Below are 23,824 nucleotides of genomic sequence, written 5' to 3' on the forward strand. Positions count from 1 at the left end.
TCCAATCCGGACTCGGAGCATGGGAACGTTGGTACTGCTCGATCTGATGGGCGGCGTGGCGCTGTTGCTGTGGGGCCTGCACATGGTCCACAGCGGGATTCTGCGCGCCTTTGGCCCGGACCTGCGACGGCTGCTCGGCAAGGCGCTTGGCAATCGCTTCAACGCGTTTGCCGCCGGTCTCGGGCTGACAGCGCTGCTCCAGAGCAGCACGGCGACCGCGCTGCTCACGAGCTCGTTCGCAGCCGAGGGCCTGCTCAGCCTGGTCACCGCGCTCGCCATCATGCTCGGCGCCAATGTCGGCACGACGTTGATCGTGCAGGTGCTGTCGTTCAACATCGCCGCCGTCGCGCCGGTCCTGTTCGTGCTCGGACTGGTCGCCTTCCGCGTGGGTCCGCGCTCGCGGATCAAGGACGTCGGCCGCGTCTTGATCGGTCTCGGACTGATGCTGCTGTCGCTGCACATCCTGCTCGACACGCTGGCGCCGGCCGAGAACGCACCGGGCGTCCGCGTCGTGATGTCCTCCATCACGGGCGATCCCGTTCTGTGCATCGTGATCGCGGCGCTCGTCACTTGGGCGGTGCATTCGAGCGTCGCCAGCGTGCTGCTGATCATGTCACTCGCCTATTCGCAGTTCATCTCGCCTTACGCGGCGCTCGCACTGGTGCTTGGCGCCAATCTCGGCAGCGCCATCAATCCCGTGTTCGAAGGCGCCAAGCGTGACGATCCCGCCAGCTATCGCCTGCCGGTGGGCAATCTCGTCAATCGCGTGATCGGGATCGCCCTGGTCCTACCTTTCCTGGGCCCGATCGCCGAGCACATGCACGCCTGGCAGCCCGATCTCGCCAGGATGACGGCGGCATTTCATATCGCTTTCAACGTCGGCACAGCCATTATCTTCATCGGCCTGCTCGACACCATGTCGCGCCTGTTGACGCGGCTCCTGCCCGATCGTGTTCAGGAGGCCGATCCGGCCCGGCCGCGCTATCTCGACGAGACCGCGCTGGAATCGCCGTCGCTGGCGCTGGCCGATGCCGGCCGCGAAACCCTGCGCATGGGCGATCTTGTCGAGATCATGCTGCGCAAGGTGATGGCCGCGATGATGAGCGGGGACCGCGCGCTGGTCGACCAGGTCTCGAAGATGGACAACATCGTCGACGGCCTCGACGAAGCCATCAAGCTCTACGTGACGAAACTCATGCGGGGCAGCCTCGACGAGAGCGAGGGCCGGCGCGCGATGGAGATCATTTCCTTCGCCATCAATCTGGAACATATCGGCGATATCATCGACAAGAGCCTGAGCGAGCTCGCGACCAAGAAGATCAAGCGCCGCTTCCAGTTCTCGCCCGAGGGCGCCGAGGAGCTCGCCGCCTTCCACAAGCGCACGATGGATTCGCTGCGCATCGCCTTCGGCGTCTTCATGTCGGGCGACGCCAACGAGGCACGCAAGCTGCTGGTGGAGAAGACGGCGCTGCGCAACACCGAGCTTGCCGCCGTCGAGCGCCACCTCGACCGCCTGCGCGAGGGCCGCCCCGAGACCATCGAAACCACGTCGCTGCATCTCGACGTGCTGCGGGACCTGCGCCGCATCCACTCGCATATCTGCTCGGTCGCCTATCCCGTGCTCGACGCGGCCGGCGAGCCCCATCGCAGAACCGAGACGGAGACCGCTGCCCTGCCTGCGACAGGCGCGGCGTCAGCGCTGCCGCGCTAGTCGCCTTGGATCAGCGCTCCAGCGTCTTTGACGCCCGGCCGCGGTTCTTCACGATCAGCATGATGTTGCGAATATAGATGACGGTCGCCAGCGCCTGGCCGAGGATGATCACGGGTTCGCGCTTGACGACGCCATAAACCAGCGTCATCAGCCCGCCGCCCATGGAGCAGAACCAGAACGCCATCGGAACCACGCTGTTGCCGGCGCGCTCGCTCGCGATCCACTGCACCAGGAAGCGTGCGGTAAAGAACAGCTGCGCGACGAGGCCGAACGCGAGCCAGAAGTCGAACTTGGCCACGAAGACGTCGTAGAAATAATTGCTCAGCGCCTGACCGTATTGGATGATCATGCCTTCACCTCAGTCACATCCGGCGTCGGCTTCTTGCGGCGGATCAGCCACCACACGCCCACGAGATCCATGATGCCGATCCACAGCCGGTCGAAGAAACCGTAGTTTGACACGCCGGAGCGGCGCGGCCGGTCGATCACGTCGACATAGGCGATCTCGTAGCCCTCGCGGCGCACCAGCGCCGGCAAAAAGCGATGCAGCCCGTCGAAATAGGGCATCATCAGGAACACCTCGCGCCGGAACGCCTTCAGGCCGCAGCCGGTGTCGCGCGTACCGTCCTTCAGGATCGCGTTGCGGACGCCGTTGGCGACGCGCGACTGGAATTTCTTGAAGCCGGTATCCTTGCGGCCGACGCGTTGTCCGGCGGCGAGTCCGACCTTGCTTCCGTTCTCGACGGCCGCGATCAAGTCCGGCAGGAAGGCCGGATTGTTCTGCCCGTCGCCGTCGAGCGTCGCCACGATCGCGCCGCGTGCCGCACGCACGCCGCTGCGCACGGCCGCGGATTGGCCGCCTGATTTGGCATGGCGCAGTTGGCGCAGATTGTCCCGCTGCTTCATGACCGCGCAGAGCCGTTCGCCGGTCGCGTCGGTCGAACCGTCATTGACGTAGATGATCTCATAGGCCCAGCGGCCGTCGAGCGCCGCGCCGATCTCCTCGATCAGCGGCACAATGTTGTCGGCTTCGTTGCGCACGGGAACGACGATGGAAACCGAGGGCTGGAAAACCGAAGGCTGGGACGACAAATCGAAGCTCGTGGTTGGAATTGGCTTGGCTCGGGAACCGGCGGGCCCGGCAAGCAGCCGCTTTTATGGGGCGGATGCCCCGTGGGCAACCCTTTTGAGGCGGCCCGAGACCGCCCCTGCAAGAGGCACAATGGTGCCGTCGGCACGGATGGCAAAGCCGAGCCTGCGGGCCGCGAACCAGTAGCGCACCGCCATGGCGCCGACCATGCCGACCAGGGCGCCGGCCACCACGTCGCTCGGGTGATGCGCGAGCAGCACCAGTCGCGTCAGCAGGATCACGATCGCGTAAGTGAACATGAATACGCGCAGGCGCGGCCATAGCGCCGAGACGGCGAACGCCAGTGCGAACGCCGTCACCGCATGACCCGACGGCAGACTGGCATAGGCCCCCGTCCCCTCGAATGGGATGAAGTTGAACGGATTGGCTTTGCCGCCGACGAACGGACGTCCTCGACCGATGAGATATTTCAGGATCTCGGCGACGAATATCGGCACGGCAACAGACAGAAACATGAACTGCAGCCGCGTGCCGAGGCCGAGCAGCAACGCGCGGCTTCTGCCGCGCAATCCCGCCGCAACCAGCGCCAGCACCACCAGCCCGCCCCCGAGCACGGAGAGCACATACTCGTCCTTGCCGAAATCGGTCAGGATGCGGATCGGCCACAGGCCCGGCGTGCCGCGCGCCGGCATCAGCTGGATCTCGGTCAGGTCGAACACGACCATCAGCGCGATGACCAGGGCTGCACCTGCCGCACTGAGCCATAGCGAATGCCGCGCCAGCTTTCGCGCGGCCTCGGCGCGGCGCGAATGCGAGGGCGTACGCACGAGCTGCGCCAGGGCGCGCCCCGACAGCGTGAGCAATTGCGCGGGATAGCTCGCGCGCGGCGCGATGTCGGTGGGTGCCGACATCCTACTCGGTGCCTTCCGAGCGGAAGATCGAGATCGAGATCGCACGCCCTTGGGAGAAATTGTAGCCGTCGATGCGCGTACCAACCTTGTAGCGCAGCCCGATCGCCTCGGCGCGCTGCACGAAGCCGCGCTCCGAACGCTGCTCGATCAGCGCGAAACGGCAACTCCCCTGCCGCAGGAAATCCGCCGCGCCCGAACCGTCGGTGAGCACCGTCTGCGTGCCCGTCAGGAAGACGAGGCTTGGCTCGTGATAGCCGGCCGCGGCCGCCTTCGGGCCGACGCAGGTGACGTTGCGAAGCGCGCGTGCGATCTCGATGCTGGGAAACACCGGCGTCAGCGACGGCAGCACGATGCCGTAGACCGTCACTGCGAGCATCAGGGCTGCGACCAGCGCGTTGAGCAGCGAGCGCTCGGCGTGATTGTTGTCGTGGAGCCACCAGGCGAACAGGCCGAAGATCAGCGAGGCCGCGATGAACGGCCACGCCACGAAGGCCGGTTGCCGCGTCAGCATCACCGCGCCGACGACCGCGATGATCGAGCCGCCAACGGGGATCGCGAACCACCAGGCCGAGCCGCGCATCAGCCAGGACCAGGACAGCACGCGCCGCTCCAGCGCGCCCGCGGTGAGGATCGCGATCGCAGGGTACAGCGGCAGCACGTAATGCGGCAGCTTGGTCAGCACCACCTCGAACACGATCCAGGACGGGACCAGCCAGGCCAGCAGGAATTGCGCGCCGGGCTCGCGCCGCGCGCGCCAGACCGCGGGCGCGGCCATCGCGGCGAGCGGCGCGCCGGGCCAGAACGTGATCCAGAACAGCACCAGGTACAGTCCGGGCGGCGCGCCGTGGGATTCCTGCGCGCCCAACTTGCTCAACATGTCGCCGCCGACGGAATCGGCGAAGAAGGCATCGCCCGCGCGCCAGAAGATCGCGACGAACCAGGGCAGCACCAGCACCAGCATCCACATCAGGCCCCAAAGCGGGCGCAGCTTCCATAGCCAGGAGGCATCGCGGTCCTGGATCGCGAGCGCGACGATGGTGAGGCCTGCGAACATCAGGATCAGCGGGCCCTTGATCAGGATGCCGACAGCGAGAGCCGTCCAGAAGATCGCGGGCCAGCTCCATGGCGGATGCGTCTCGTCCTCGGCGCGCTGCCACGACAGATAGGCCCGCGCCATCGCGCCCATCGCGGCGACCACGCAGAACAGCAGCATCGCGTCGGTCTTCGCAAGCCGCGCCTCGACGCCGAGCAGCACGGAGGCGCACATCAGAAGCGCTGCAAGCACAGCGGCGCGCCGCGTGACGAAGCCGAGCGCCGTCCAATAGGTCATGAGCACGGCACCGATCGCGCCGATTAGCGACGGCAGCCGATAGACCCAGATGCGCAGTTCGGCCCGCGGCAGACCGAGCGCCGATGCCGTCTCGACCGCGGCCGCCTGCAGCCAGTAGATCCCGACCGGCTTCTTGTAGCGGACGTCCTCCTGAAAGCGGATGTCGACATAATCGCCGCTCTCGACCATCTGCTTGGTGGCCTGCGCAAAGCGCGCCTCGTCGCGGTCAACCGGCGGAATCGTAAAGAAGCCCGGCAGGAATAGCAGCAGCGCGCACAGCAGCAGGAAGCTCACCGCGCGGACGTGGCTGGCCGTGGCGATATCGAACATGGACACGAGCCGGCTGCCCGGATTCACCGGGGATTTCGGCTCGCGCGGAGCTCCAAAACGGGGTGCTGGGTAGGTCTCGGCCATCGGTTCCGCTTACGCTGAAACCGCCATCGCCACAACCGCTTGAGGCAGCGTCATTGAATTCGAATGACAACTGTGTCCGCGGCGCCCGTGGCGTCGATGACGGTCAGCCGCGCAAAGCCGGGACCGGGCGGATCGATCAGCCGCTGGCGCCGTCCGTCTATCTCGCCCTGCGCCGTTCCGTTAACCATGACGGTCATGGGCAGGACGCCGCCGGCGACTTTGACTGGCATGGCTGCGCCCGCCTCGCCACCTGAGCGATCGACGTCGATCCGCGAGCCGTTCAGCGGAAACTGGATGTGCAGGGCCTGTTCGCCCCCGGTCCGCACCAGATCCCCGACCGGGCGGAACCGCCTCAAGGGCAACGGCAGCTTGGCGTTGCTGGCAACCAGGGTCCCCTTCGGTGGCTTCGGCAACGGCAGGAGCGTCTTGCCGGTCCGGGCGAAGGCGTCGAACAGGATCGGTGCGGCGGCAACCCGACCGATCAGGCCTGGAACCGGCGCACCATCGGGCCGGCCGACCCAGACGCCGATGGTCATGCGCCCGTCAAAGCCCATCGACCAGGCGTCGCGGTAGCCGTAGGAGGTGCCGGTCTTGAAGGCGATGCGGTTGTGAGCTGCGTTCTCCGGCGGCGGGGTGCCGAGCAGCACATTGCCGACCTGCCAGGCCGCGACCTGATCGAGCAGCCGCAGCGGCTCGCGGTCGTCCCTGTCAGTTATGATCTCGCGCAGCGGCCTGGTGGTGCCGAGCCGGGCGAAGCCCGCATAGAGCTGGGCGAGGTCCTGCAGCGTCACGCCGACGCCGCCAAGGCCCATGGCAAGTCCCGGCGCCTCGTCTTTGGGCAGAACCAGATTGCCACCGGCCTGGCGCAGCCGCGAGGCCAGCCGGCTCGCGCCGACGCGGTCGAGCAGCACGATCGCGGGCACGTTCAGCGACAGCTGCAGCGCCTTCTTCACCGGCACGGTGCCCTGGAACGTCATGTCGAAATTCTCCGGCGCGTAGGAGCCGAAGCGCACGGGCCGATCGTCGATCAAACTGTCGGGATGAACGAAGCCGTCCTCGAAAGCGAGCCCGTAGATGAAAGGCTTCAGCGTCGAGCCCGGCGAGCGGACCGCGCGGGTCATGTCGACCTGCCCTGCCCGGCGATCATCGAAATAATCCGCCGAGCCTACGCGCGCGAGCACGTCGCCGCTCTCATTGTCGAGGACGATGATGCCGACCGAGATGTTCGGCCCCAACGCAATGGCACGATCGCGCGCCAGCGGCTCCAGCACCTTCTGCAGGTTGGCATCCAGCGTCAGCTTGATGACGGGGGCGCCCTTGACCGTCGCGAGCGCCGCATCGGAGGCGTGCGGCGCCAGGATCGGCATCGGCTTGCGCAGTTTCGGCACGGGAACGGCTTTGGCCTGCTTGGCATCGTCGAGGCTGATCTGTTGCTCCTCGACCATGCGGTCGAGCACGCGGTCACGCGCTTTGCGCGCCGCATCGGGATAGCGATCGAGCCTGCGGGTCTCCGGCGATTGCGGCAGCGCGACCAGCAACGCGGCTTCAGCCAGCGACAACCGCTTCGGCTCCTTGCCGAGATAGGCGATCGAGGCGGCGCGAATGCCCTCGAGGTTGCCGCCGTAAGGCGCGAGCGCGAGATACAGATCGAGAATGTGCTCCTTGCTCAAGCTGCGCTCGATCTCGATCGCACGCACCATCTGCCGCAGCTTTGCATAAAGCGAGCGCTGCCGCCGCGGCTCCATCAGCCGCGCCAGCTGCATCGAGATGGTCGAGCCGCCCGAGACGATGTGGCCGCGGGTCCCAAGCTGAAACGCAGCGCGCCCCAGCGCCAGCGGGTCGATGCCGTCATGTGCGTAAAAGCGCTGGTCTTCATAAGCGAGCAGCAGCTTGAGGTAGGTCGGATCGACATTCGCCTTTGTCTCGACCGGCAACCGCCAGCGCCCGTCCGCCATCGCATAGGCGCGCAGCAGCTTGCCGTTGCGATCGACGATGGTGGTGGAGACCTGGCGGGCTTCGTCGAAAGGCAGCGGGCCGAGGGAGTAAACCCACGCGACGAAGCCGACGATGGTGAGGATGAGCGTGAGCGCGAGGCCGGAGAGGAGGCGATGGCCCCTGCCCCTTGCTCCATCATGGCCGGGCTCATCCCGGCCATCCAGATTTTCTCTCCCGCTCATCTTGCCATCACTCACTTCGCCGCCCGCACCTCGACCGTGCCGGTCCCGGTGCGGCCGTAGCGCGAGGGATTGTACATGTCCTCGACATAGGCTTGCGGCAGCACGTATTTGCCGGGCGAGACCACACGCACGACATAGGCCACCGTGAACACCGCCTTGGAATCCGAGGCCCGGTCGACGGCAGCCGTGAAGCGGTCGTCGCGGAACTCGGTATCCTCGGGCTCTTCGCCATCCTCGATCCAGCCCAGCGTGCCGCTGTCACCCGACGACACCAGTTTTGGATTGTCGATCTCGAGGCCCGCCGGCAGATAGTCGGACACCATGATGTGGCCGTACTCGGGCTTGGCCTCGGTGATCTTGAGCACCACGGCGAAGCGGTCGTTCTGCTTGACCTTGCTGATATCGGCGGGCTTGCCGTCGAGCGTGAAGAAACTGCGCTCGATCTTGAAGCCGTTCGATGCCGCGGGCTCCGGCGTCACCGGCGAGCCCGACACCGAGACCACCGCCTGCACCGGCGCATCACCGGTGTTGGTGATCTTCAGCGGCTTGCCTTCCAGGGTCGCAGCCTTGTAGCTGCGGTACAGCGCGGTCTTGACCGGCTGGCCGTCCACCTCCATCGACAGGTTCTCCTTGGCGAGCGCGCGCGCCGCCAGCACCAGCCACGCATTCTCCTGCGTGGAGGTGTAGGGCGTCAGCCCGCGCGCGATCTCGACCCGCGACACCGCCTGCGTCAGCGTCGCCTTCGGGGCATTGCCTTCACTGGCAAGCGACACCAGCGCTGCGGCATCGCGGAGCTGCGAGCCATAGTCGGTGCGGCCGAACTCCAGCACCGGCTTTGGGGCGAGACTGTCGAGGGCTGCGCCATAGACCCGCTCCGCACGGTTGCGGTCGCCGACCAGCGCGAGCGCCGCGGCGAGCTGCGATTTCGCGATGGGAGTTGCGAGGTTGCTCAGCTTGGTGTCGGCGAGATAGCGGAGGTCGCCGATTGGCGCCGCGCCGTTTCGCGCAAGCACATAGAGGCCGTAGGCGAGATCGCGGCCGCCGTCCTTCTCCGGCTCGTTGCCGTTGACGACGGAGTTGCGGATACGATCCAGCGCAGTCTTGAACAGCACATCCGGCACCACAAAACCCTTTTCGCGGGCGCGGGTCAGGAAGTCCGTCACATACGCATCGAGCCAGGCATCGTCACCACCGGCCGACCACAGCCCAAACGAGCCGTTCGAGCCCTGGCGAGCCAGCAGCCGCTCGATGGCGTCGCGGATGCGCTGGTCGACCTCGGTGTCCATGGCCAGATGCGCGCCGACAGCGAGCTCGTTGACATAGAGCAACGGCATCGCCCGGCTGGTGATCTGCTCCGAGCAGCCATAGGGATAGCGGTCGAGCGCTTTGAGGATCGTCGCTGCATCGAGCGCAGTCGACAGGCTGGCTGAGACCGAGACGCTGCCGGTTCCCGGCACGAGATCGGCGAACATATCCGAGGTCAACGTCAGGCTCTCGCCCTTCGCGAGCGTCCGGATCGAGCGCCGCGCCAGGACTTGCGTCGCCGCCTTGACGTCGAGCGCATAATGGCGCGCCAGCGCCAGGCCATTCGGCCCCTTGATGTCGACGTCGAGCGTCGCCTGCCCCGCCGCCGTCGCGTCGATAGCGAGCGAGAAGGAGTTGCGCTGCTTGGCGGCGAGCTTGACCGTGGTTGCGGGATTGCCGGTCATCTTCACCGGCCCGCCCGTCTTCACGTTGATGACGTAATCGCCGGCCTGCCCTTCGACATTGTCGATCTCGAGATTGACCGTGCCGTGGTCGCCGTTGAGCAGGAAGCGCGGCAGGGTCGTGGTCAGCACCACGGGATCGCGGATCACGACGTCGATGTTGGCGCGACCGAGCTTGGTCGCGGTCCACGCCACCGCCATCACGCGCGCGGTGCCGGCGAACTCCGGAATATCGAAGCTCACTTCTGCCGTGCCGTCGGCGGCAACGGTGACGATGCCCGAATAGAGCGCGAGCGGCTTTTGCGCGGGCGGCGAGCCCTGGAGCTCGGCGGCACCAGCGTCGCCGCCGGACTTGATCTGCCCGCGCGTGCCCGACATGCCGTCGATGAGTTGCCCATAGAGATCGCGGATCTCCGCGCTCAGGCGGCGCTGACCGAGATAATAGTCGTCCGGCGCGGGCGGCTTGTAATTGGTGAGATTGAGGATGCCGACGTCGACCGCGGCGATGACGATCTTGGCGTCCTCGCCCGGATTGAGCCCGTCGAGCTTGACCGGGATCTTCAACATCGCATTCGGCCGGATCAGAGCCGGCGGCGTCAGCTTCACCTGGAGCGTGCGGGTCTGCTTGTCGATGCCGAACCATTTGAGGCCGATGGCACGGCCCGGCATGCGTTGCGCGGCCGCATCGAGCGGACGGCGCAGCGTCGCCACCACATAGGCGCCGGTGCCCCAGTCCTTGCCGACCGGGAGCTTCACCTGGGCGGTGCCTTCCTTGACGTCGATGGTCTGCGTCGTCAGCAGGCGATCGCCGAGCACGTTGACCGTCAGCTTGCCGGCGCTGCGGACGTTGACCGACACGGTCATCGTGTCGCCCGAGGCGTATTGCGGCTTGTCGATCGAGGTCTCCAGGAGGTCCGGTGTGTCGGCGCTGCCGTCGGAATACCAGCCGACGTCGAACTGCACCGAGGTCACCGGGCCGTCGGCGTCGTTCGACTTCACATCCAACCGGTAGCGGCCGGGCCGTGGGGTCAGCGAAATCCGCGACGGCTTGTCCGCGGCAACGGTCACGTCGCCGTCGGAGACGCGCGAGGTCGATTTGACCGGCTCGTACTCCCAGTAATTGCTCTGGCGATACCACTGGTAGCGCGACTCCATCTTCAGGAGCTCGTAGCGCAGGCCGTCGCGGCGAAGCCTCTCACCCTCGGGCGAGACGAACACGACATCGAACTCGGCCTTGTCGCCCTCGGCGACGTTCTTGTCGCCGAACAGCGGCTTGATGCCGATCATGGCAGCAGCAGGCGCGACCGGCAGCACGATCTTGCGTTCGACGGCGCGGCCGCCGGTCTCGACCATGCGGACGAAGATCTGCGCCTCCTGCGGTCGCGTCGAGGCCGGCTGCTTGTCGAGCGTGACCGGGAAGGTGGCAACGCCGTTGGCGTCAGCTTCCGGCAGGTTCTCCAGCGGCGTGCGCTCGTTCGAGGTGGTCTCCTCGTCGGCAACGCCGAACTGGTAGCCGGCAAAGCCCGGCCGCTCCGACGCGGGCGCGACCAGCATGTCGCCTTCGAGCGCCAGCCCGGAGGCCGGCGCGCCATAGAGGAAATGACCGTCCGCCTTAAGCTCCACTGGAGCGTTAGCTTTGATCAGCTTGTCCTTGGCAGACAAGTCGAATTCGATCCGATCAGGGACGTAGTCCTCGACCATGAAGGTAGTTTCGCCGACCGAAGAGCCCTTCGGATCGGTGAAGGCGCGCACCCGCCAGGTCCCGGTCGGGACGGCCGAGTTGAGCGGCACGGACAGGGTGCGCCCGCCGGCGCCCTGGTCGGCCAGCACGGCGCGGCGGTATTCGACGCCGTCGGGGCGCTCGATCACCAGGGTCATCGGCCCGCCGGTGACGGCGTTGCCCTGCCCGTCGCGCAACAGCGCGGTCAGATAGACGGTCTCGCTGGAGCGGTAGACGCCGCGCTCGGCATAGACGAAGGCGTCGGCGCCCGCAGGCACGGCCCTGCCCGAAACGCCACGGTCCGACAGGTCGAAGGCGGAGGACTTGAGGCTGAGGAAGGCATAGTCGGCCTTCTCACCGGTCACGGTGAGCATCGCCGGCGACAGACCGCCCTCGCCGCGCGCAAGCCCCGCCTCGAACAGCAAATGGCCGCTCTCATCGGTCTTGCGGGTGGCCAGGATCTCGTTGTTGCGCGCGACCAGCCGCACCTCGGCCTTGCCGACCGGATCGGTCGAGGCCAGCGAATTCACGAAGACATGGATGCCGTCATTGCCGGAATAGGCCGTGACGCCGAGATCGGACACGATGAACCATTGGGTGGCGAGCTGGTAGTCGTCGTCCGAGCCCGGCCCCTTGGCCGCGGCCGTCATCACATAAACGCCGGGCTGCAGTTCGCCGAGTGCCTGATCGACCGGGAATGCGGTGGTGACGTCCTGGTTCAGCGTCATCGCGGTCGCGAGCTCGCCGGTCCAGACTTTCACGCCGCGCTCGCCGCCGAGATCGCTGAGCTGGTATTTCGACAGAGTCTTCTGGAAATCGCTGTCGACCACCGTGTTGATCAAATTGCGGTCGCCGATCCGGAACACGTTGATGTTGACGGCTGGCGTGTTGACGCTGACCACGGGAATGCCGCGCTGGCCGGTCCTCGGCAGCACATAGGCGCGGCTGGTGAAGCGCACGAACGGCTTGCGGTCGCGCACATAGACGTTGAACTCGGCCGATTTCGGCAGGCCCTCCTTCACGGTGGACGGCAGGCCGGCGCGCAGATTGATGTTGTAGCGCTCGCCATGCTTCAGCCCGTCGACGCAGAGCTGCTTGCCCTCGGCCGACAGGGCCGGCTTGTCCTGGCCCGCCAGCGCGAGGTACGGCGCGAAATCGGTGCGTTTCGCCAGCTCCTCCGAGAACTGGAAGCAGGCGCGCGGACTGGCGGAGTCCGAGTCCACGGTGTAGTCGAGCAGCCGAAAACCGTGCTCGTCACGCATCTTCTCATATTGGCCGCGGACATCGGCGACCTCGCGCATGTCGAGCGACAGCCGCAGCGCATCGAGCGCCGGCCGCCACAGCTTGCGTTCGGACAGCGACTTGCCGAGCACCGCGAGCGCGTCGGCCTCCTCGCCCGCATTAGCGGCACGCTGGTAGGCGATGTAGGCTGCAGTCGAGGCGCGCTCCAGCAGGAACGTCTGCTCGCTCGAACTCTTCGGCGATATCTGGAAGATGACTTTCGCTAGCCGCAGCCAGTTGCCGGCATCCTCCGGCGTGGTCGCCGCGATCTGGCCGAGCACCGACAGGCCGGTGCGATAGTCGTTGCGCCGGAAGGCAGCATCGGCGTCGGTGCGCAAGCTCGCGCCAGTCTTGGCGACCGGCCCCGCCTCGCCCTTGATCTGCGCCTCCAGCTTGATCGCGGAATCGGCGAGGTCGTCCCGCTTGAAGGCTTTGTCGGCGGCCTGCGCTACGCTAAGGCCGAACGCCAGCGTGGCGCAGAGTGTGACGGCGCGAACAAGACCGATCATGGATGGACTCCCGGAAATCGCGGACGAACGCCGCTTGTCGCATGAAATGCGCGGAAAGGTGACGGACTCAAGGCGATGGAACCAAAGGTGCAGATCGTCGCATTCGCCATGACAAGGCAGGCCCAGAGGAGACTGATCAAGCTACCGCCGCGCACGCCGTCCTGATGGCGCAGCAATACCCGACCAGTCGTCCGGCGGCCGTGTCCCGGAAGCTGGCCAGCGTTCCCGGCGATGTGATCCATCGTCCAGTCCGCTGCCGCTCAACCCGGCACCCTGACACCCCACCGTTCCGCTTTGTCGCGGCTTCGCGGAAAACGGTTCGGTTCAGGCTTGGCGGAAGACGATATTTTTCATAATGGCATGGTAGATGAACAGCCGGCCCCAACCAAGGGGGCTCAAGACGGTCCCGTAGCTCAACTGGATAGAGCATCAGATTTCTACTCTGAGGGTTGCAGGTTCGATTCCTGCCGGGATCGCCATTTTCAGGTTCAAGCGCTCATGGTGAGCCCGGTCTACGACGCGCGCCCGCAGGGTCCGCTGTCCTTCACGAACGCGTGGGTCGCCTCGCTCCGGGCTTTGATCCGGGCAAACGAGCCCTATCTATCCGCCGAGCGACGTGCGCCCGATAAGGACTTCGATGCCACTATCCGACTTGACGAGAATGGCTATCGCATCTGCGGTGGCGGTTGTGGCAATATCGTTTCTGGCAGTTGACGCGGGAGTCGTGAACTCCGGTGTGGTCACAAAGCCCATCGCGACGGCCCGGGCCACTATCGCGGACGCGGCAGCGAGTCAGCATCAACTCGCGTTCGCCGTTCAGGCGTGGGCGCGTCGAGACCACCAGAAGCCGGCCGTGGAAGAATGCCTGGCGATCGATTGAAACAGCGCAGTTTGTAGCCGCTCTCGTCTCGCGGATGTATGCGCAATGTAACAATCATGTTTGTTATAGGCCGTTATTCCCCCGGATGAAGATCGTCCAAATCCAGCCGAACAGTGCGCTCAAGGCGGCGACCGATGCGGCGATTGCCGCGGTCCGAGTCCACCAGATCTGCCGCTCGTGCCGTTCGATATCCGCCTCGGATTTTTGATTATCTTTCCAGTTCAGCCATTCCTGGGCGAACCCGATCGTCATGACGGGCGCGGTTCCGATCGCGATCGCTCCTGCGGATGCCGCGTCGGTCTGGGCGAGGCGCGCTCGGACGTTGGCTGCACCCGTCTTTTCAAGCACCGCAAGCCATTGCTGGGACTGTTCGTCTGAAACATGCCATGTGCATTCCCTGTAAGGAAACGCTTTCGGTCTCTCTGTCATGGCCTTGCACCGTACTCACCCTTCAGCATCCCCCTGATGTCGCGCCCACCACCCGGCAATCGCCGCCGCGAGATCCTTCCACGACTCGGTCGGCAGATCCGGCACGGCGACCCGGACGCTGTACCGATCCGTAGTCGCGTCGTGAAACCACTCGGTCGCCGCGAAATCGAAGCCAAAACTGCCGGCGTGGCGAATGGGGAAGCCTTTGCCGCTCAGGTCGCGGCTCATGTCGTCGGCCGCCTGCCGCGCGGTCGCCTCGTCGAGGGCGCGCCTGCCGCGAAGCGTGACATAGAGGCCGTGGGTGAAATGCAGCTCGGCGGAGAGCGAAGCGAGCTCGGAGGCGAAATATCGCGCCGTGTGGCGACCGTTGCGCAGGATTGCCGCGACGCGCCTTTTCGTCAGGGCCCAATAGGCCGCCGAGCCCACGAATGGCGGGAAGTGCGCCGGCAACGCCGCGCCACCGAGAAGCCGGACGGCATTGCGGGTTTCCGCCGCCAGGCTTTCGGACAGCAGCTGGCCTGCCTTGAGGTCCTTCCGGCTCCAATGCACGAAGACGGCAGAGCCGAGCCGGCCATATTCCACGCCGAGCGAATCCAGCTTGTTGTGACTTCGCACCAACACGACGGGGATGTCCCATCGCGCGGCCCATCTTAGGACGCGCCGGATGCGCCCTGACCTGCCGGCGAAACATGTCGTGTCGAAGATCAACAGGTCGAGCCCCGAACCGTCGCAGCGCAGAGCCGCCTCGAACGCCCCGGCAGGGGCGCATGAATCCAGCAGCAGAAGCCGTGGCGCGGCCGCCGCATCAAACGCTTCGCCCAGCGGCAGCCTGGCGGTCACAAGCTGCAAATGGGGGACGAGGCTCTCGATCAGCTCCACTGTCTCGCCGTAGGTGCCCGGCAGCACTACGACGTCTGCCTTGCCGATAGTTCGTGCGGACGCGAGCAGCAGTGCGGAGATCGCGGCCATGCCGGAGGCGGTATAGATCGCCTCGCTCCTGCAGCCCCGCTCGAGTTCATAAAACGAGGGACCGCACACCTTGAGGTCCGCGCGCTGATAATCGTAGCTGAACACGAACGGACCGCTGGAGGGAGACGCCGCGTGCGACCAAGCCGTCTCCGTCGCCTTCCAGTCCTGCAGCGCATGCTCCGCGCGCAGCGCGGCGGCGAGCTGAAATTTGGAGTCTACAACCTCCTCGACCGATTGCGGCCGAGCCAAATGCAGCGGGCTCCTCAGGCAATCGTTCAGCAGCCCGATTTCCCTGTGCTTTCGTTCGAGATAGGCCTCGGAGGTCTCCATGCGGATCTTGATGATGGTGGTCTTGGCAATTGCGACTGCCTTTCAACGTTCGGCGAACGCATTGGCTCCAACAGCCGGGCCCGCTCATCCTTGCAACAAAGACCGGCCCTCGCCGTTGACACTTCATAGGGAGAACATCATGAGCGAGATCAGAGAGCACATGAAGATCATCGGAAAGGACGGCGCACCTGTCGGCACCGTCGACCGCGTCGAGGGCAACCGCATCAAGCTGACGCGGAAGGACAGCCCGGAAGGTCACAAGGACCATCATCATTACATCGACACGAAATATGTGGGTGCTGTCGAAGGCGATGTCGTCAAGCTCTCGGTGAATGCCGACGCGGTGCCAAAGCCGGAAGCTGCCTGACACACTGCAGCCCTTTGCAGGCTTTTTGTTTGTTCACGATCCTGCTCCGCTTCGTTCCGCGAAACGAATCGCGATCGGAAAATCGTCATCGAACGAGTCTTAACGTCGCGTTTCGGCGACTTGCGTCAGGCGTCGAGCGTCACGAGCACGGGCCGGAAGCGGTAGGCATCGATCGCGGCGTTGGACAGCAGCAATCGTCGCCTTTCGCCAGCCAGCATCATGCGGTCGATCCTGTGCAGGATGAATCGGGCGGCGTCCCTGCGCTCGCCAGTCAGCAGGCCGGATTGGTCGAGATACTTCCAGGCAATCTCGAAGGATTGTGCGCGCAACTCGGGATCGGTCATAGCGGCTCAACGTCGCCGGGGAACCGACGTTCCACCTGCACGCGCCTCCCGCTCGGTCGCCCTTGATCTCGCGCGAAAAGAATTGAAGGGGCGCGGAACGAACCTGCGATCGACGCGTTCGAAATCCAGTGGTGCCGATTTGCCAGCCCCGATCGGCTCTCGAGAACCCCGTGCTTGTCCCCCCGAGCACGGGGTTTTTCTGTGAATACGGGTATTGTCGTAAGAGCGTGAGCTCAGTCCGTACGCTCTTCGCGCCGGTCGCGGGCGAGCTGATGCCAGGCCAGGGCCAGCTCGATGAGACGTTGCCGGTCGGGACCTTCGGCCGCCACGGCGCGCTTCATCGCCGCCTCGGCTTCATGCTGTGGATCGTACTTGGTACACATGAAGCCAATTCTAGCCGGACGATCTGGACAAGCGCGTGGCAATTTCGTCCGTATGATTGCGGGGTTAATGCCTCCCCACACGGATTTGCGACGCGATCCAACTCACGCATCTGTCGAACGACCGGCAACCATTGTGGGCTTGACGCGCACCGATCTGTGAAGTGCGTCACAGCCGGCGCCCGGCGTCTCCGCTAAACAGTCTTCAGCGCTCCCAGAGAGCGAGAAGGCTTGGAAGATATTCCCGTCATGACACAAGAAGCCGCAGCCGAAATTGCCGTCCCGACGCGGCGCGAACGATCCGACCCGCTCGGCATCGCATATCTGGCGACCATCGCCATCGTGATGCTGGCCTGGATCGCAGGCCTGGTCTGGGCCGCGATCGCGTTCTTCGGCTGGCTGGTGTCCTGAGGCGCGGGCCGATCCTCTTTAGTTCTTGGCCAGCTGACGGCCAGCGCCAAACGAAAAGAGGCGGGATCTTGGCCCGCCTCTTCGCTTCAGCTCTCGCCTGGAGTGCTCAGTAACACGCGCGGGGATCGGCCTGCACATACTGGCCGCTCGGATAACGGTAGTAGCAGTTGCCCTGGGCCAGATAGTAGCCGGGGCGCGAAGCAGCCGTCGCGCCGGCGATCGCGCCGGTGGCACCGCCGATCACGGCGCCTGCGGCCGCACCCGAGGCGTTGCCCGAGATCAGGCCGCCCAGCACACCGCCGACAATGGCGCCGCCAAGGGCGCTCGCGCCGGGGTCGGCTGGCGGCGGAGGCGGCGGCGGTTCGTAGGCGACGGGCGGGGCGTAGGCGACCGGCACGTCGTCGTAATAATCCTCCGAAATGTAGGCCGGGGGCCCCTCCATCCGCTGCGGATAATAATACCGCGCGCCGCCCACATCCCACCACCAGCCGGAGCGGCCGTTGTGGACTTCGTGGCGCCAGCGTCCGCCATCCCAGGCGAGATGGCCGCGATAGGCATGTCCGCCCCAATCGCGCGCCGGCGCGGGACCCCTGGCGTAATTGCGTCCGGGCGGCGGACCGCCGGCATTGCGCGGCGCAGGACCTGCACCTGGACCTGCACCTGGAGCTGCATGACCAGGACCGCCAGAGTGGGGCTGGCCGCCGGGCTGTGGCGCGGGCCGGACAGCCTGCTGCGGCGGCGGACCCTTGCGCATGTTCTGAGGCGGCGCGCCGCCGCCTGGCCCGGCCGATGGCTGGGCGGCGTCTCTCGGCGGTCTGGCGTCCTGAGCCTGCGCCGGGACGGCGAGCAATGCCATGGCCGAAACCAAGGGAATGATGATCTTGATGCGACTGGACGCACTCATGCGTGCTTGCCCCCTACTCTCTCGATTGCCGTCAATGGCCGTGATGCCTCGCGCGATAGACGATTCGGCTCGCGCTGAGCTGATGCCGGCTGACATGACTGACCTGCTTTGGTCGCCCAAGTCCCGTTACAAATGATTAAGATCACGACATTTCTTCGTCCGCCCGGGCCGCTCTGGAGTGCCTCTAGCGGGCCGGCTCGATCACATTGCAGTTGCTTCGCCCGGACATCAGGCAGTCCTGCATCTTGCTCGCGGAGGTGAGATCGCGGGCGAGCCACCAGCCGACGCCGAGGATCACGATCGCGATGATCAAGCCGGCGATGGCGCCGCGGCGGTTGTCACCGGCCTGAGGTTTTGGAGGGGATTTGAGCTTAGCGCCGGGTTCGGGCTTAGCTTCGGACTTAGGCTCGGAATTGGCTTCGGACTTGGACATGGCTGACCGATCACGGGGCGAGCGGGCTTTATCACCTCTGCGGCGTGGCGTCACATCCTGCCCAAGCTTCTCCCGGTTAGCCTCGGGTCGGCCGGATCGCTTCCTTGCGCGAGGTTTCGACCGCCGGGATCGCCTGCTGGACCCGCGGTGCGCAGGTCGTAAGTACAAACGCGGTCTGGGTGCATTCCCAATCTGCACCCAGGACGGCACTTTCGATCGGCTGCGGGCCAGCGAGGAGCAGCGCGGCACCGGCCAGGGCTGCCACCGCGACGGCGATTGCGAGCGCCTTCAGGCTCAGTCTTGAGATCGTCATACCCGTGCTCCGCGTCTCATACCCGGGCGGACGCTAGGCACCGCCCTGGTGCCCCCCTTATGAGGGACATCACAATTCGGCAGTTTTTCGGGGCTACGAGAGATCGTCGGGGGCGGCGATTTTCGTCTACCTGATCGGCTGCGATTATAGGTGGCATCACGGCGCGCGCCGATGTACACGCATCTGCGTCGCGCGGCGCCCGCTATGCCCAGCCGACGTACCAACAGGCAGTGATGTAGGATCGAAAGCGAGGATGACAAGGTTCGCCGATGAGTGGATTTAGGGAACCAGGCTTCTCCGACCGACAAAAGGCGGCACAGGAAGCACGCAAAAACCTTTTGAACAAATTCAAGTCGCAGCCGGGGCCGGATGATCCCGCGGTTGTGGCGAAGCGTGCGGAGCGCGAGGCCCTTGCGGCCAAGCGCGCCGAGGCAAAGGCTGCGCGCGAGACGGAAAAGGCCGAGCAGAAGCGCCTTCAAGAAGAGGCTGCCGCGCTCGAGGCCGCGCGGATCGCCCGCGAAGCCGAAGAAGCCGTCGCGAAGGCGGCCGAAGCCGAGGCCGATCAAAAGGCCAAGCGAGACGCCCGCTACGCCGCCCGTAAGGCGAAGCGCAAGTAACGTTCGCAAGTCTAACGCTCGCAAGTCACGTTCAATTGAATTTGGACTGAAACAATACTCCGGGGGCGGTCTACGTGACCGCCCCCGGATTTTTGCGCGCGTCTGCCTGTCGCAAGCGCCTCCTCGACGATGGAAGATCAGTGCTTCTTCATCATCCCGTCGTCTTTCTTCATCCCGTCCTTCGACATCGTGTCCTTCTTCATGCCGTCGTCCTTGGACATGGTGTCCTTCTTCATGCCGTCCTTGGACATCGTGTCCTTTTTCATCATGCCGTCATCCTTGCCCATCTTGTCCTGAGCAAAGGCAGCCGGCGACAGCGCGAGGCCGAGCGAGAGAATGGCCGCTGAAACGCCGAGCGCGATGCGGGTACGAATGGTCATGACTGGTCTTCCCTTCGAGATGAGGTTTGTCAGCGACGGACGCCGCTATCTGATCTCGACGGATTGCCACGGGGCGTTGTTACTCGGCCGCTGATAAATTTCCGCGGCAATTGCCGCTGATGCAGTAAATCAGAAGTGTGCAACGCAGCATGGCCGGCACTTGCCGCGGCATTCGGTCTCGAACTATCAGATGAGAGAACATTGTCCGAAAGACCGGCTAGGATGGGCTTCAGCACGGTCTCAAAGACCAACCCAAAATCACGGCAAACAAGGCCATCCAAAGAACCGTCCAAAAAATCGTCCAAGAAACCGTCCAAGGGAATCACGCCATGCTTACGCGCCGCCACCTGATTGCGACCGCCGTCGCCGCACCCGCCATTCTCCGTTTCGGCACCGGCACCGCGCATGCCGCGACCACGCTGAAGATCTCGCATCAATTCCCCGGCGGCACCGTCGATAAGGGCGATTTCCGCGACCGGCTCTGCCGCATGTTCGCCGCCGAAGTCGCCAAGCGCAGCAACGGCGACATCGCCGCCGAAATCTATCCGAACTCCTCCCTGATCAAGACCAACGCGCAGTTCTCCGCGATGCGCAAGGGCGCGCTCGACATCAGCCTCTACCCGATGCCCTACGCCGGCGGCGAATTGCCGGAAACCAATATCGGCCTGATGCCGGGCCTCGTCACCACCTACGACCAGGGCATGCGCTGGAAGAAGGAGCCGGTCGGCAAGGCCTTGACCGACTTCCTCGCCGACAAGGGCATCATCCTGCTCAGCTGGGTGTGGCAGGCCGGCGGCGTCGCCAGCCGCTCCAAGCCGATCGTGGCCCCTGAAGATGCCAAGGGTCTCAAGGTGCGCGGCGGCTCGCGCGAAATGGACATGGTGCTGCAGACCGCCGGCGCATCCGTGCTGTCGGTGCCCTCGAACGAAATCTACGCAGCGATGCAGACGGGTGCCTGCGATGCCGGCATCACCTCCTCGACCAGCCTGATCTCGTTCCGCCTCGAAGAGGTCGCGAAATCGCTGACCTCGGGCGCAGGTGCGTCCTACTGGTTCATGCTCGAGCCGCTGATGATGTCGAAGGCGATCTTCGACAAGCTGCCGAAGAACCAGCAGGACGTCCTGCTCGCAGTCGGCACCGAGCTCGAAGCCTTCGGCCGCAAGGGCGCGCAGGACGACGACGTCGAGGTCGCCAAGGTCTACGAAAAGGCCGGCGCCAAGGTCTCGGTGCTCGATGCCGCGACCGTCGGCAAGTGGCGTGACATCGCCCGCGACACCGCCTGGAAGGACTACGGCGCCAAGACCGCGACCTCGGCCAACCTGCTCAAGCTCGCGACCGACGTCGCCGCATGAGCCACGGTCCGCTTCCGGATCGTGACGACCAGGCAAACGCTGCCGCAAGGACCGGCCTTGCGGCGGCGATCGATCGCGGTCTCGCCATCCTCAACAACATCATCGTTGTGTTCGCCGCAATTGCACTGATCGCCGCCTGCGCCATTTTGAGCTACAGCGTGCTCAGCCGCGCCTTGTTCAAGGCTGCCAATTACTGGCAGGACGAGGCAGCGGTGTTCCTGCTGGTCGGCGCGACTTTCATGACGGCCGCCTACGTGCAGCAGAACCGCGGTCACATCGGCATCGAGGCCTTCGTCGGCCTGCTCTCGCCGCTGGCGAACCGGATCAGGCTCTGGCTGGTCGATGCCGTGACGCTTCTGTTCTGCGCTTTCTTCGCCTGGAAGTCCTGGACGCTGGCGCATGAAGCCTATGTCGACGGCCAGGTCTCGAACTCGATGTGGTCGCCGCCGCTGGCTATCCCCTATTCGCTGATGGCGTTCGGCATGAGCCTGCTCTGCGTCCAGATTCTCGTGCAGCTTGCGCTGCCTTTCGCTGGAGCCAGGCGTTCATGAGCGTTTTCGGTATCGGCCTCGCCTATGGAATCGCGACGTTGGTCGTAATGTTTTCGGGCATGCCGATCGCGTTCGCGCTCGGCGCGGTCGCAGTCGTGTTCATGGGCATCTACATGCCCGCCGCCTCTCTCGATACGGTGACGCAGAACGTCTACGAGGAAATGGCCTCGATCACGCTGCTGTCGATCCCGCTCTTCATCCTGAAGGGGGCCGCGATCGGCAAGTCGCGCGCGGGCCAGGATCTCTACTCGGCCCTGCACGCCTGGCTGCACCGCGTTCCCGGCGGCCTCGGGGTCGCCAATGTGTTCGCCTGCGCGCTGTTTGCGGCGATGGCGGGCTCCTCGCCCGCGACCTGCTCGGCAATCGGCTCGGCCGGCATCCCCGAGATGCGCAAACGCGGCTATTCCGGTGGTTTTGCCGCAGGGATCATCGCCGCCGGCGGCACGCTCGGCATTCTGCTCCCGCCGTCGATCACCATGATCCTGTTTGCGGTCGCCGCCGAAAAATCGCTGGGACGGCTGTTCCTCGCCGGCATCGGGCCCGGCCTGCTGCTGGTCTCGCTGTTCGGCGTCTACGCCGTGATCCGCTTCCGCCAGGAATATGCCGCGGCCGAAGCGATCTACAAGAACGGCGGCCCAGAAGCTGCGATCCTTGCCCGTGACGAATACACGCTCGCGGAACGCTTCAGCGTGCTGCCGCGCGTGATCCCCTTCGTGCTGCTGCTCACCGGCGTCATGATCGCACTCTATGGCGGCTATGCGACGCCGTCGGAGACCGCTGGTCTCGGCGGCCTCTTGGCGCTGGCATTGATCGCGGCGATCTACAGCGTGTGGCGGCCGAGCGACCTCGCCCCAATCCTGAAATCAACGATCCGGGAATCGACCATGCTGATGATGATCATCGGCATGTCGCTGCTCTACTCCTACGTGATGAGCTATCTCCACATCTCGCAATCGGCCGCCGAAACCGTCGTAGCGATGCATCTGCCGCGCTGGGGACTCTTGTTCGCGATCCTCGTCATGGTCGTCGTACTCGGCTTCTTCCTGCCGCCGGTCTCGATCATTCTCATGACCGCGCCGATCATCCTGCCGCCGCTCCGCGCCGCCAATTTCGACATCATCTGGTTCGGCGTCGTCATGACCATCGTGATGGAGATGGGGCTGATCCATCCACCCGTCGGCCTCAACATCTTCGTCATCCGCAACGTCGCGCCCGACATCCCCTTGCGCGAAGTGATCTGGGGCACGTTGCCGTTCGTGCTGCTGATGATGGTCGCGGTGCTGCTGCTGTGCTTCGTGCCGGAGATATCGACCGGGCTGCCGGACCTGGTGATGGGGCCGGACGGGAGCAGGTAGCTGCTGCGTCCACCGTCATTGCTTCGCTGCGCTCGCAATGACGGGAATTAGGAAGTCGCGTGCTTCCTCCTAGCGTTCAGCGCGGACGCCACGCGGCTCACGGGCGGTTTGCCCAGCACGCCGCTCATCTCGTTCGTCGCCGCCAGCAACCGATACATGTCGACGCCCGTCCTGACCCCCATGCCCTCGAGCATATAGACGACGTCCTCGGTCGCGACATTGCCGGTCGCGCCAGGCGCGTAGGGACAGCCGCCGAGGCCGCCGGCGGCGGCGTCGATGACGCGGACGCCCTGCTCCAGCCCGGCATAGAGATTGGCGAGTGCCTGGCCGTAGGTGTCGTGGAAATGCATCGCGAGGTTGGCGGGAGGGATGTTGGCGCTGACCGCGCGCAGCATCTCCTTCGCCTTTTCGGGCGTGCCGACCCCGATGGTGTCGCCGAGCGAGATTTCGTAGCAGCCGAGCTCCCACAGCGTGGTGGCGAGATCGGCGACGGCTTTCGGCTTGATCTCGCCGTCGAACGGACAACCGAGCACGCATGAGATATAGCCGCGGACCTTGATGCCATCGGCCTTGGCGCGTGCCAGCACCGGCTTGAACCGTTCGATGGACTCCGCGACCGTGCAATTGATGTTGGCCCGCGAAAAGCCCTCGGAGGCCGCCGCGAACACCGAGACGATCTTGGCGCCGGCCGCGCGCGCGGCGTCATAGCCCTTCTCGTTCGGCACCAGGACGTGGAATTCGGCGCCGGTCAGGTGGCTGACGCCGCGCAGCACGGCGTCCGAGCTCGTCATCTGCGGGATCGCCTTGGGCGAGACGAAGGCGCCGACCTCGACTGTATTGAGGCCGGCCGCGACCAGCGTCTCGATGAAGGCGATGCGGGCCTCGACCCTGACCGCCGTCTTCTCGTTCTGCAGGCCGTCGCGCGGCCCCATTTCGATGATGCGGACGGGATCGCTCATC

The 23,824-nt window shown here is 65.3% G+C and carries 22 protein-coding genes and 1 tRNA gene; 8 read left to right on the forward strand and 15 right to left on the reverse strand.

Annotated features, from left to right (window positions below):
- Positions 1–19: 19 nt before the first annotated feature.
- Complete coding sequence (locus IVA75_RS21290; RefSeq protein WP_027569959.1) at positions 20–1,711, forward strand: Na/Pi cotransporter family protein; 1,692 nt, start codon at positions 20–22, stop codon at positions 1,709–1,711.
- 10 nt (positions 1,712–1,721) lie between these two features.
- Here the strand turns inward: IVA75_RS21290 and IVA75_RS21295 are convergent, their stop codons facing one another.
- The 6 genes from IVA75_RS21295 to IVA75_RS21320 all read right to left on the reverse strand — a co-directional run bounded on the left by IVA75_RS21295 (position 1,722) and on the right by IVA75_RS21320 (position 12,849).
- On the reverse strand, positions 1,722–2,060 hold the full coding sequence (locus IVA75_RS21295) for a lipid-A-disaccharide synthase N-terminal domain-containing protein (protein ID WP_027517911.1): 339 nt from the start codon (positions 2,058–2,060) through the stop codon (positions 1,722–1,724).
- Entirely contained in the window at positions 2,057–2,803 is a 747-nt protein-coding gene (locus IVA75_RS21300; protein ID WP_027569958.1) for a glycosyltransferase family 2 protein, read from the reverse strand. The genes IVA75_RS21295 and IVA75_RS21300 overlap by 4 nt, the downstream gene beginning before the upstream one ends.
- Positions 2,804–2,866: 63 nt before the next feature.
- Positions 2,867–3,712, reverse strand: coding sequence for a phosphatase PAP2 family protein (locus IVA75_RS21305; protein WP_027569957.1), 846 nt, complete (start codon positions 3,710–3,712; stop codon positions 2,867–2,869).
- A 1-nt stretch (position 3,713) separates the two neighbouring features.
- Complete coding sequence (locus IVA75_RS21310) at positions 3,714–5,456, reverse strand: glycosyltransferase family 39 protein (RefSeq protein WP_247286126.1); 1,743 nt, start codon at positions 5,454–5,456, stop codon at positions 3,714–3,716.
- A 50-nt stretch (positions 5,457–5,506) separates the two neighbouring features.
- Entirely contained in the window at positions 5,507–7,633 is a 2,127-nt protein-coding gene (gene pbpC / locus IVA75_RS21315) for a penicillin-binding protein 1C (protein WP_247286127.1), read from the reverse strand.
- 11 nt (positions 7,634–7,644) lie between these two features.
- Positions 7,645–12,849 carry an alpha-2-macroglobulin gene (locus IVA75_RS21320; protein WP_247286128.1) on the reverse strand — a complete coding sequence of 1,735 codons (5,205 nt, stop codon included), beginning with the start codon at positions 12,847–12,849 and terminating at the stop codon, positions 7,645–7,647.
- Between the two features lie 402 nt (positions 12,850–13,251).
- Here IVA75_RS21320 and IVA75_RS21325 point away from each other — a divergent pair.
- Positions 13,252–13,328, forward strand: a tRNA-Arg gene (locus tag IVA75_RS21325).
- A 464-nt stretch (positions 13,329–13,792) separates the two neighbouring features.
- Here the strand turns inward: IVA75_RS21325 and IVA75_RS21330 are convergent.
- Together IVA75_RS21330 and IVA75_RS21335 are read right to left on the reverse strand one after the other, a co-directional pair.
- The gene (locus tag IVA75_RS21330) at positions 13,793–14,158 is read right to left on the reverse strand and encodes a hypothetical protein (protein WP_007610194.1); all 366 of its coding nucleotides are present in this window, start codon (positions 14,156–14,158) and stop codon (positions 13,793–13,795) included.
- A 15-nt stretch (positions 14,159–14,173) separates the two neighbouring features.
- Entirely contained in the window at positions 14,174–15,457 is a 1,284-nt protein-coding gene (locus tag IVA75_RS21335; protein WP_247286129.1) for a hypothetical protein, read from the reverse strand.
- 139 nt (positions 15,458–15,596) lie between these two features.
- On the opposite strand from IVA75_RS21335, the gene IVA75_RS21340 reads away from it, so the two are divergent.
- Positions 15,597–15,824, forward strand: coding sequence for a DUF2171 domain-containing protein (locus IVA75_RS21340; protein WP_027569949.1), 228 nt, complete (start codon positions 15,597–15,599; stop codon positions 15,822–15,824).
- 125 nt (positions 15,825–15,949) lie between these two features.
- On the opposite strand, the gene IVA75_RS21345 is transcribed toward IVA75_RS21340, so the two are convergent.
- A complete protein-coding gene (locus IVA75_RS21345; RefSeq protein ID WP_027569948.1) occupies positions 15,950–16,168 on the reverse strand; it encodes a hypothetical protein in 219 nt (72 codons plus the stop codon).
- A gap of 233 nt (positions 16,169–16,401) precedes the next feature.
- The gene (locus tag IVA75_RS21350; RefSeq protein WP_197031201.1) at positions 16,402–16,551 is read right to left on the reverse strand and encodes a hypothetical protein; all 150 of its coding nucleotides are present in this window, start codon (positions 16,549–16,551) and stop codon (positions 16,402–16,404) included.
- 246 nt (positions 16,552–16,797) lie between these two features.
- Between IVA75_RS21350 and IVA75_RS21355 the strand changes: the two genes are divergently transcribed.
- Positions 16,798–16,959 carry a hypothetical protein gene (locus tag IVA75_RS21355; RefSeq protein ID WP_027569947.1) on the forward strand — a complete coding sequence of 54 codons (162 nt, stop codon included), beginning with the start codon at positions 16,798–16,800 and terminating at the stop codon, positions 16,957–16,959.
- 106 nt (positions 16,960–17,065) lie between these two features.
- Here the strand turns inward: IVA75_RS21355 and IVA75_RS21360 are convergent, their stop codons facing one another.
- The 3 genes from IVA75_RS21360 to IVA75_RS21370 all read right to left on the reverse strand — a co-directional run bounded on the left by IVA75_RS21360 (position 17,066) and on the right by IVA75_RS21370 (position 18,609).
- Entirely contained in the window at positions 17,066–17,863 is a 798-nt protein-coding gene (locus tag IVA75_RS21360) for a hypothetical protein (protein ID WP_247286130.1), read from the reverse strand.
- 184 nt (positions 17,864–18,047) lie between these two features.
- Positions 18,048–18,296: a hypothetical protein gene (locus IVA75_RS21365; protein WP_247286131.1), complete on the reverse strand. Its 249-nt coding sequence runs from the start codon at positions 18,294–18,296 to the stop codon at positions 18,048–18,050.
- 76 nt (positions 18,297–18,372) lie between these two features.
- A complete protein-coding gene (locus tag IVA75_RS21370) occupies positions 18,373–18,609 on the reverse strand; it encodes a hypothetical protein (RefSeq protein WP_247286132.1) in 237 nt (78 codons plus the stop codon).
- A gap of 269 nt (positions 18,610–18,878) precedes the next feature.
- On the opposite strand from IVA75_RS21370, the gene IVA75_RS21375 reads away from it, so the two are divergent.
- The gene (locus tag IVA75_RS21375) at positions 18,879–19,226 is read left to right on the forward strand and encodes a DUF6481 family protein (RefSeq protein WP_007591299.1); all 348 of its coding nucleotides are present in this window, start codon (positions 18,879–18,881) and stop codon (positions 19,224–19,226) included.
- 137 nt (positions 19,227–19,363) lie between these two features.
- On the opposite strand, the gene IVA75_RS21380 is transcribed toward IVA75_RS21375, so the two are convergent.
- Positions 19,364–19,606 carry a pentapeptide MXKDX repeat protein gene (locus IVA75_RS21380; RefSeq protein ID WP_007610178.1) on the reverse strand — a complete coding sequence of 81 codons (243 nt, stop codon included), beginning with the start codon at positions 19,604–19,606 and terminating at the stop codon, positions 19,364–19,366.
- A gap of 329 nt (positions 19,607–19,935) precedes the next feature.
- Between IVA75_RS21380 and dctP the strand changes: the two genes are divergently transcribed.
- Genes dctP through IVA75_RS21395 form a run of 3 tightly spaced genes read left to right on the forward strand, consistent with a single transcriptional unit; the run spans position 19,936 to position 22,864 of the window.
- The gene (dctP, locus tag IVA75_RS21385) at positions 19,936–20,958 is read left to right on the forward strand and encodes a TRAP transporter substrate-binding protein DctP (protein WP_247286133.1); all 1,023 of its coding nucleotides are present in this window, start codon (positions 19,936–19,938) and stop codon (positions 20,956–20,958) included.
- Positions 20,955–21,509 carry a TRAP transporter small permease gene (locus IVA75_RS21390; protein ID WP_027517812.1) on the forward strand — a complete coding sequence of 185 codons (555 nt, stop codon included), beginning with the start codon at positions 20,955–20,957 and terminating at the stop codon, positions 21,507–21,509. The genes dctP and IVA75_RS21390 overlap by 4 nt, the downstream gene beginning before the upstream one ends.
- On the forward strand, positions 21,506–22,864 hold the full coding sequence (locus tag IVA75_RS21395; RefSeq protein WP_247286135.1) for a TRAP transporter large permease: 1,359 nt from the start codon (positions 21,506–21,508) through the stop codon (positions 22,862–22,864). Before IVA75_RS21390 ends, IVA75_RS21395 begins: the two co-directional genes overlap by 4 nt.
- A gap of 47 nt (positions 22,865–22,911) precedes the next feature.
- On the opposite strand, the gene IVA75_RS21400 is transcribed toward IVA75_RS21395, so the two are convergent.
- Positions 22,912–23,823 carry a hydroxymethylglutaryl-CoA lyase gene (locus IVA75_RS21400; RefSeq protein ID WP_247286137.1) on the reverse strand — a complete coding sequence of 304 codons (912 nt, stop codon included), beginning with the start codon at positions 23,821–23,823 and terminating at the stop codon, positions 22,912–22,914.
- Position 23,824 lies beyond the last annotated feature (1 nt).

Origin of the sequence: Bradyrhizobium sp. 134 (genome assembly GCF_023074155.1) — a bacterium.
Classification (GTDB): Bacteria; Pseudomonadota; Alphaproteobacteria; order Rhizobiales; family Xanthobacteraceae; genus Bradyrhizobium.